The sequence below is a fragment of the Trichocoleus sp. FACHB-46 genome (assembly GCF_014695385.1).
In the GTDB taxonomy this organism is placed as follows: Bacteria; Cyanobacteriota; Cyanobacteriia; order FACHB-46; family FACHB-46; genus Trichocoleus.
This window is the reverse complement of sequence record NZ_JACJOD010000005.1, coordinates 1-7,951: the sequence shown is the minus strand read 5'-3', so window position 1 is coordinate 7,951 and position 7,951 is coordinate 1. Positions and strand designations below refer to the sequence as shown.

Below are 7,951 nucleotides of genomic sequence, written 5' to 3'. Positions count from 1 at the left end.
ACAAGTCTGTCTATCGTCAACGGAATCAGGTGGAGCGCTGTTTCAATCGCTTGAAGCAAAACCGTCGCATTGCAACGCGCTATGAGAAAAAAGCTGAAAACTACCTTGCCATGCTGACTCTAGCCTCTATCATGATGTGCCTGTAGTTTTAAAACACGCCCTAGTCGTACTCATTTTGATCCTCTCAGGATGGGCAGCACCTTCCATCAACAGGAACAGCGGCGCTTTCAGGTGCCTTGACCTGCGATTGTCCCATTAACGGGTCGTATACATTGTTTCAGCCGTAACTAACAAAAGTTTTGCAATCAATCGCCCTCCCTTCCAGCTTCGCCTTGGTATAGTAATGAAGAAATTTCGGTCACTAAGGCTAGAAAGCTTATAAATAAAAGCTTTCAGCCGTTGGCTCAACTAGATACTTAATGGCTCAAACTGTCTGGCTTTTGACTGTTTCTGGTGTAAAGGTAGCGAGAGGATACTGTTGATTACTTCCAGCGGCGAGGGGAAGAATCTCATCAGCCGAGACGTTTCTAGAGCATCATTATCTGCGTTTAGAAACGTCTCGGCTGATGAGGTTTGAGTGCTGATAGATGAACTTACGCCAGTTTCGTTTCCACTTCTTTCAGCCGTCCCGTTGCTAATCAAACGCAAAGTTTGGGTACTTTTATGGAGTATTGGAGCGGCCAAAACTATGAAACGTCGTCATTTCCTCTGCACTAGCTTATTAGCTGTTGCTGGTTGTACGACCGCCACGCGCACCTCAACGAAGCAAACCTCAACGCTAAAAACGATCAGCCAACCGGAGAAACTGCGCTTTGCAGTATCAGATGTGAAAGGACTTGAGGATTTGCAGAAAGACTATGGAGCCTTGCAGACTCTCCTAGAGGAAATCTTAGAGAAGAAAATTGAGTTTTTTCCTGTAGAAAGCTACATTGCTGCTGCTTCTGCACTTCAGCTTAATCAGGTTGATTTGGTGTTTACGGGTCCATCAGAATATGTTGTGATGCGTGCCAGAACGAAGGCCATTCCGATCGTCGCGATCGAGCGTCAGAAGTATTACTGTGTCATTGCAACACAACTAGGCAGCGGAATTCAGTCGGTTGCAGAGTTAAAAGGTGGTCAGACGATCGCCCTGTGGGACGTTGGTTCAACCAGTGGTCACTTAGGCCCAACCAAACTACTGATTGATGCCGGTTTAGATCCCAAAACAGACCTCAAAATTCAGTTCTTGGGCAAGCAAGGATTACCGGCGCTTCAGAAAGGTACCGTTGCTGCTTGGGGTGGCTCGGTCAGCCGCTATGACAAGTTTCTCAAGTCTAACGGACTGTCTGAAAAGGACTTTCCCATTCTGGCTAAGGGTCCTACCTTACCGGCTGATCCATTTGTGGCAAGCAGCCAGCTCGATCCAGCTTTTGTGGAGCAAATTCAGCAGCGACTATTGCAAAATCAGAACCGGATATTGAAGGCGATCGCCCCTGCGGATGGCAACAAGTTTGAGGGGGCCAGGATGGTGCAGGTGAATGACACCGACTACAACATGATTCGTGATGTTTATAAAGCCATTGGACAGGGCAACTCTGTTTCTTGATCGAGACAACTTTTTACCATCTTGCTTAAATGCCAACTCCGCTGCCTGCAACCAGCTATAAGGCTAGCTTTCTATGCTATTTCAAGCAATCCAACGTTTTGTAAAAAGAACGGACAGCCCTTCTGTACTTTCCGCCATTGAGTACACTCAACAAACGCCTTTGCTCAAACGGCTGAGCCAGCATTGGAGCGTTGCACACAAAATCAGTGCTGGCTATGCTTTGTCAATTGGTATCGCCGTCTTGGGCACAACCATTGGGTTGGTGAGCGGAAATTACTATCAGGGAAAAGCCCAGCAACAGCAAGCGCTTACAAACCAGCAGCAACACCTTTTGAGTGAGCTAGAGAACACGGTTAATCTGATTAGGATTCATCCGCAACGGCTGATGGGGGTGCTGGGAGAATCGGTCTGGTTTGACTATGAAAAAACCAAGTTTCTGGGTTCAATGAATCAGGTGAAAGCTCTGCTCGTCGAATTTGAGTCTTTCACCGATCAACATGCTGCTGCATTAGCGATTGATGCCCAAGCATCAAAGGACTTAGCAAAAAGTTATACCGTTCACATTGAGGCCTATCGGCAACTGACAGAAGTTCTGTGGCAGCAGTTGCAGCCTACAGATTTAACGGCAACAGAAATAGCAGCCGCACAACAACAGCTTCTAGCGTCGCTAACAAACCCGTCCTCCAGCAAAACCAACATTGAGCTAGACCGCTTGACCGAGAGCTTGACTCGGCTTAAAGCTGAGGCCAAAGCGCAACATGAGCAAGCGATCGCTCAGGTGGCACAAGCTGAAGCACTGCGGATGCAAATTGTTGTGGGCAGTATGCTGCTCTCGGTTGTCATGGCAGTAAGGCTAGCGGTCACTACTTCACGCGCGATCGCCCGACCGCTTCAATCAGTGACCGAGTTTGCTAAAGCAGTGGTTCAAGAGTCTAACTTTAAGTTGCAAAGCCCAATTAGCACCCAGGATGAAGTAGGGTCACTGGCAACGTCATTGAATCAATTAGTGCAGTGGGTTGGAGAATACACCAGTGCCTTAGAGCAAGCTCGTCAGACAATGGAAAAGCGGGTTGAGGAGCGGACGCAAGATTTAACTGAAGCCCTGCAAGAACTTAGACAAACTCAATCCCAATTGATTCAAAGTGAGAAAATGTCTAGTTTGGGCCAGCTAGTGGCTGGTATTGCCCATGAAGTCAACAATCCCGTCAATTTCATTCACGGAAATCTCAAACACGCTGATGAATACTCCCAGAATTTGTTGGAGTTGATTCAACTCTATCGGCAACAAAACTCACATCAAACGGCGGCTGTGCAAACCTACGTTGAGGCGATCGACTTAGATTTTATTGAGGAAGATCTGCCTAAGCTCTTTGCCTCTATGAAAATGGGGACGGAACGCATTCGGCAAATTGTATTGTCATTACGCAATTTTTCTCGGCTAGACGAAGCCGAAATGAAACCTGTTGATATTCACGAAGGCATCGAAAATACACTGCTCATCCTCGATAATCGTCTGAAGCAAGGCATTCACTTGACTAAGGAGTATGGAGCTTTGCCATTGGTAGAATGCTATCCAGCCCAGCTTAACCAAGTATTCATGAATTTGATTGCAAACGCGATCGACGCACTAGAAGAATACCAGGTGACCAATACGGCATGCAGTATGAACAACGCTCAAGCCTCAGTTTTCCATGCCCAGCCTTCAGTCCCTAGCATCACCATTCGCACAGAGCAAGTAGATCAGCATCACGTTTCCATTCAGGTTTGTGATAACGGTTCAGGCATGTCACCTGACGTTCAAGCGAAGCTTTTTGATCCTTTTTTCACAACAAAATCGATTGGTAAAGGCACAGGGCTAGGGCTCTCTATTTGCTACCAGATTATTGAAAAGCATCGAGGAGAAATCAAGGTGATTTCAGAAGTGGGACAGGGCACAAAGTTTGTCATTTTGCTGCCGCTGCAAGGGGTATGACATTGTTCTTGCGACTTGGAAGGTTAGGCTCAAAGAGATAAGAGTTCTAAGCAGGCATGATCACCCTGCTTGACTGACAAAACTAAGAAGCTGGGAAGTGAGTGAGAACACTGAACTCGCGCTTAAATGCATGATATTCAATACTTGCTGTTGAAGTATGCATAGACTTATCTATAGCGAGTGGCTAAGCTTCAAACTGATTGCTTTATTGGGAGCACTTTCCAAATTGGGGTTGGCTTACCTGACCTTGACGGCAGTCGTTGGAGCATTGACAGGGCTATATTGTGCCCTCTTGCTCGGTTTTGTGGTCTACCGCTTGGGAAACTCTAGGAACGATGATGAAGCAAATTTGATTCTCTCTTGTACGCTAGGGGGTTGGCTTGTTACCCTCTTACCGCTAGTCTTGGTAGCTAGCGTCGCAGTTTTTTGCAACCAGGAACCTGCGAGTTGCAGTTATCCCGTTTCATCTTCCGTAGCTGGCTGGGCCGTTTTAGCCGTTGGGGCTGTCCCATTCTTAGGGGCCGTCCTAGGAGCAGTGACATACTGGCGATCGCTAAGAAGGCGGCAATAGACAAAGTAAGAACTCGCTAGTTTAGGCATCTTACAGACCTGCTAAAGCTTGAAATTTTACAAAACTGAGGATAGCCCGATTAAGCGACCTTGACTGCGTCGCTTCAACCACAATCGACAAACTTCATCCACAAGTTGCTGCTCTTCAGCCGTCAATAACTCATCTGGTGTATCAGCAGCCAGAAGCTTAGCCACTTGTGCGGCCCGGCCCTCAGGTATGGCTCGATGAATCAGTTCGGCCCGAAACAAAAGTTCTTTACGCTCCATCGACCAACTAAACTCGTTTGACACGAACCAACCCAATCCGGAACAGGCAACTCCACGACTTGCTATTCATCCTTGCTGATCCCCCTCAGATGAGCAATCTTGACTAAGGAGGAGACTGCGGGGGTTACTTCTGTGCCACAGCAATACTTTTAGGACAAGGAATTGAACTAGAGAAGCTATTAGGGGATAGCGTTAAACTCAGCGGAGCAGTCACCCACTCCGCTGGTCTGCAAAACCGCCAGGGTCGGCTTCCATAAAAAGCAATCGCTCCTACTTCTACCTAGCAGGGCGATCGCTTACCTTTTGAAACTTGATTTTACTTTACCTTGTATCAGACTCCACCTAACGGCCCTGCATCAAATCGGTACAAATTCCTTGGTGTCCCTTTGCATCAACGCTAGATATGATTGACGAGTCCTTCGCGTGCCCTTGAGAACTTAAGATAAAACTCAGTTGGGGATTGAGTAGGCAAACTATGCGTGGGGTAGGGATTAAAGCTGAATCCGAAATTGTCTGGCTGCAAGACATCAGCAACATAGACTATATCCGAGAAGAGACCTAGTCTACAGCCGAGCCCTACTGTCCTCCACCAAAGATTTATGGGCAAACAGTGGTAGGCTACTCTGTCCTGAAGCCAGCAATTAAACTTGAGCCCGGTGTCTATACACGGCGTCTCTTTACTCTGAGACCTCATGATTGCTTTTACGACCCACGGGGCATTTACCAAATGAGTTTTCCAGTGGAAGCAGTTGATCCTAAAACGGTTCAGCCTGGGATTAGAGGAGTAAAGACAGACAAAGTAAAAGGTTAATATAAACCCGATCATCAGCACTAAAAGTGCGCGAACAATTTTCTGTAAATCTGCGTTAGCAATGCCTATGAGAGTGAGGTCTAGCCTTAGCCAGCTGAAAACAGGCGATCGCAATCCCCGTCTAGGTGTCAGTGATGACTCGTGAATTAGCTTCTACTTGCTGGGGCTACTTGTCTTACTTCTCGCCGCAACATCCGCAAAGAGGGTGTTGCAATTCCTGTTCTTGCTTCAGGTCTTGAAATAGGCTCAGGAGACTACGAATCTGACCCGATATTTTCTTGAGCTTGGCGATCGTTTGAGCTTGTTGAGCGAGTAGCTCCTCTAGGTCATCTTCCACGTTTCGCTATGAATAGTGCAATCGCTAGCCAGCTTATAGGCTCTTAACTACTCTATTCTCTACGTGAGAAAATAAAATACAGGTGGGTTGCTTCGTTTGCAATGCAGATGGCATTCGAGGAGGTGTAAAAAGCAGCCCTTGAAGAAGCTGCTGACTACCTTGTGGCGTTACCAACTAACCTAATCGATAGCCAAACCCTCGCACTGTAATAAGGTACTGAGGATTGCTAGGGTCAGCCTCTATTTTTTCTCTCAGCCACCGAATGTGAACATCGACAGTTTTAGAATCCCCCATAAAGTCTAGACCCCACACCTTCTCAATCAAATCCTCGCGCGATCGCACTCGACCTGGCTGCTGCATGAACACCTCTAAAAGACTAAACTCTTTCGGAGAGAGCGTGACTGCTTCGCCGCGTAGCGTGACTTGACACTGCTGCTTGTTGAGAGCTAGGTCTTGGAAGCTCAAGATTTCTTCTTTTAGCTGAGGGTTAAAATCTTGATAATTCCGCAGCAACACTCGACATCGGGCAATGAACTCCTTCAGGCTAAAAGGCTTCGTCAAGTAGTCATCCGCTCCTACTTCTAAGCCCACAACAATGTCAGCCTCTGCCATTTTGGCGCTGAGGATCAGAATTGGAGTTGTATTGCTCTGCTGACGAATGAAGCGACATACATCCAATCCATTGATAAACGGGAGCAGAAGGTCCAGAACAATGAGGTCAAATGCTTCATCGCCATTGCCTTGTGCAGATGTAGAGCCCTGCACCTGTTCAAGAGCTTGCTGACCATCTTCGACGGCTACAACTTGAAATCCTTCTGCTTGCAAGGCAAGAGCGACTGTATCGCGGATCACTGCCTCATCTTCAACCAGTAAAACCCTGGCCTGTCGAGCGGATGGTCCAAGGGAAAAATCTCTAGATGAGGACATAAGAATCGTTGAGGTCGAATCAGTTCGTTGGCTCAAACTAGGAAATGAAGGAGTTGGAGGTTAGGATTAGGAGTCGGCTGAGAACAAGTGAAATCTTTCTTTAGTTGCTTCTGGAGGCAGAGGGCCACCCCTACAATGTAGCAGCGAGCAAGCGTTGGAATGACAAGGTATGTCAGCGTACTTAATTACAATAGAAGTAGCTCTACAAGATTCAGCTTTAGCGTTGGAAGCAGTGATTCAGGCTGAATTGCAAAAGCGAGGAGAGCCGTTTCAGTGGGCAGTGACAGACGTAGATTGTCAGCGACAGATAGTTTCAATAGATGCCCTGTTATGGCTGAAACCTGAACTCATTTAAATCCTCTCTAAGAAGAAAAAAATCAATAAGGCAAGATGAAAGCGTTCCGCCAGAGCAAGGCAAAAACCTTCCCGCGATTGCTTTTTCTTAGCTACTGTATAAAGCTCAAAGCTGCGATCGCCCCTCCAGTTGTACTTCCGAAACCTCAAAATACCGCTGTAGTCGTGCCCTCGCGCTGTTCATTTAGGTCATCAAAGCAGTTTGTCTGAAACTGAGGCTACTAATTCTCACCAGCCCTAGGCGATCGCACGTCTCCCGCGGAATTTCATCGGTTGACTTACAACAATTTTTATATCAGTAAACCATAGGCGCAGTGTTAGATAATTACTTTCTCTGACAAATGGTATGGCTTTTTCAAGCAGAAACACCTGTAGGATTGACATTCCCCTGCTCGTGCCATCTGGGAAAGAGATACTGCTTGCCTACGCTCGTTTGACACGTTTCCACGTAACTCTTGAGAACGCAGTTGACCGGAAATTGCCGCGTTCCTGTTTTCCCTTTGTATTGGCCTTACGCAGGCTAATCTTTACCCTGACGCCTACTGCGTCATAAGCATCCGTCGCCAGCATTGAACAAGTCTCACTGATGCGGCACCCTATGTAGAGACAGATACCGAAGAGAGCTCGATGGCGAGCGGATTCAAACGCCTGGAACAATTTTGTAATCTCCTGGGGGTTAAAACCTTGGCTTGAACTGATTTGAACCGTTAAACTTCACTATCCAAGCTTTTGGCCTGTACTGGAAACAGTAGTAATGCTTTATAAAAACATCTATTTGGCTAATGCAACCGTGCTGCTCTGTCATCAAATTGAAGCAGCATATTGGCATGAATGGAATCTATTTGCACTGCCTGGTGGTATTCAGCTATTTGTATTGTTAAATATCCCCATCGTACTAGTTATTCTTTGGGGCTTCGGTGCAGTCATTCGCAACTCTGCTTCAGGTACTATCTACTCCTGGGTACTAGGGCGTGTTTTAAAACTACAGGCACATCATGATAGAGGCTAGAGTCATCATGGCAAGGTAGTTTTCAGCTTTTTTCTCATAGCGCGTTGCAATGCGACGGTTTTGCTTCAAGCGATTGAAACAGCGCTCCACCTGATTCCGTTGACGATAGACAGACTTGT

At 46.9% G+C, this 7,951-nt stretch carries 12 protein-coding genes; 7 read left to right on the top strand and 5 right to left on the bottom strand.

Annotation, left to right across the window (positions count from 1 at the left end; translation table 11 throughout):
• From H6F72_RS00230 to H6F72_RS00215, 4 genes are all read left to right on the top strand, one after another.
• Positions 1-146 (top strand): transposase (locus H6F72_RS00230; RefSeq protein ID WP_190431025.1); only part of this gene is annotated, 146 nt, incomplete at its 5' end.
• Between the two features lie 542 nt (positions 147-688).
• Entirely contained in the window at positions 689-1,585 is an 897-nt protein-coding gene (phnD, locus tag H6F72_RS00225; protein WP_190431024.1) for a phosphate/phosphite/phosphonate ABC transporter substrate-binding protein, read from the top strand.
• A 73-nt stretch (positions 1,586-1,658) separates the two neighbouring features.
• Positions 1,659-3,557 (top strand): sensor histidine kinase, encoded by a 1,899-nt coding sequence (locus H6F72_RS00220; protein ID WP_190431023.1) that lies wholly within the window; start codon positions 1,659-1,661, stop codon positions 3,555-3,557.
• 157 nt (positions 3,558-3,714) lie between these two features.
• On the top strand, positions 3,715-4,128 hold the full coding sequence (locus tag H6F72_RS00215) for a hypothetical protein (protein ID WP_190431022.1): 414 nt from the start codon (positions 3,715-3,717) through the stop codon (positions 4,126-4,128).
• A 56-nt stretch (positions 4,129-4,184) separates the two neighbouring features.
• Here H6F72_RS00215 and H6F72_RS00210 read toward each other — a convergent pair whose 3' ends face one another.
• The gene (locus H6F72_RS00210; protein ID WP_199295907.1) at positions 4,185-4,418 is read right to left on the bottom strand and encodes a hypothetical protein; all 234 of its coding nucleotides are present in this window, start codon (positions 4,416-4,418) and stop codon (positions 4,185-4,187) included.
• A 586-nt stretch (positions 4,419-5,004) separates the two neighbouring features.
• On the opposite strand from H6F72_RS00210, the gene H6F72_RS30975 reads away from it, so the two are divergent.
• Positions 5,005-5,205: a DUF6009 family protein gene (locus H6F72_RS30975; protein ID WP_370527415.1), complete on the top strand. Its 201-nt coding sequence runs from the start codon at positions 5,005-5,007 to the stop codon at positions 5,203-5,205.
• Positions 5,206-5,380: 175 nt separating this feature from the next.
• Here H6F72_RS30975 and H6F72_RS00205 read toward each other — a convergent pair whose 3' ends face one another.
• Positions 5,381-5,542, bottom strand: coding sequence for a hypothetical protein (locus tag H6F72_RS00205; RefSeq protein WP_190431021.1), 162 nt, complete (start codon positions 5,540-5,542; stop codon positions 5,381-5,383).
• A gap of 174 nt (positions 5,543-5,716) precedes the next feature.
• Entirely contained in the window at positions 5,717-6,469 is a 753-nt protein-coding gene (locus H6F72_RS00200) for a response regulator transcription factor (protein WP_190431020.1), read from the bottom strand.
• A 169-nt stretch (positions 6,470-6,638) separates the two neighbouring features.
• On the opposite strand from H6F72_RS00200, the gene H6F72_RS00195 reads away from it, so the two are divergent.
• Positions 6,639-6,824 (top strand): hypothetical protein, encoded by a 186-nt coding sequence (locus H6F72_RS00195; RefSeq protein WP_190431019.1) that lies wholly within the window; start codon positions 6,639-6,641, stop codon positions 6,822-6,824.
• 422 nt (positions 6,825-7,246) lie between these two features.
• Here the strand turns inward: H6F72_RS00195 and H6F72_RS30970 are convergent, their stop codons facing one another.
• Positions 7,247-7,489, bottom strand: a complete 243-nt coding sequence (locus H6F72_RS30970; RefSeq protein WP_370527416.1) for a hypothetical protein — start codon at positions 7,487-7,489, stop codon at positions 7,247-7,249.
• Between the two features lie 88 nt (positions 7,490-7,577).
• Here H6F72_RS30970 and H6F72_RS30965 point away from each other — a divergent pair, with 88 nt between their 5' ends.
• Complete coding sequence (locus H6F72_RS30965; protein ID WP_190431027.1) at positions 7,578-7,832, top strand: DUF6713 family protein; 255 nt, start codon at positions 7,578-7,580, stop codon at positions 7,830-7,832.
• Here the strand turns inward: H6F72_RS30965 and H6F72_RS00180 are convergent.
• Positions 7,806-7,951: transposase (locus tag H6F72_RS00180; protein WP_190431017.1), on the bottom strand; the 146-nt coding region annotated here is incomplete at its 5' end. The two genes, H6F72_RS30965 and H6F72_RS00180, sit on opposite strands and share 27 nt — an antisense overlap.

Coding starts and splice junctions, on each gene's coding strand:
- H6F72_RS30965 (WP_190431027.1), top strand. CDS start 7,578: ATGCTTTATAAAAACATCTATTTGGCTAATGCAACCGTGCTGCTCTGT.
- phnD (WP_190431024.1), top strand. CDS start 689: ATGAAACGTCGTCATTTCCTCTGCACTAGCTTATTAGCTGTTGCTGGT.
- H6F72_RS00215 (WP_190431022.1), top strand. CDS start 3,715: ATGCATAGACTTATCTATAGCGAGTGGCTAAGCTTCAAACTGATTGCT.
- H6F72_RS00195 (WP_190431019.1), top strand. CDS start 6,639: ATGTCAGCGTACTTAATTACAATAGAAGTAGCTCTACAAGATTCAGCT.
- H6F72_RS00220 (WP_190431023.1), top strand. CDS start 1,659: ATGCTATTTCAAGCAATCCAACGTTTTGTAAAAAGAACGGACAGCCCT.
- H6F72_RS00200 (WP_190431020.1), bottom strand. CDS start 6,469: ATGTCCTCATCTAGAGATTTTTCCCTTGGACCATCCGCTCGACAGGCC.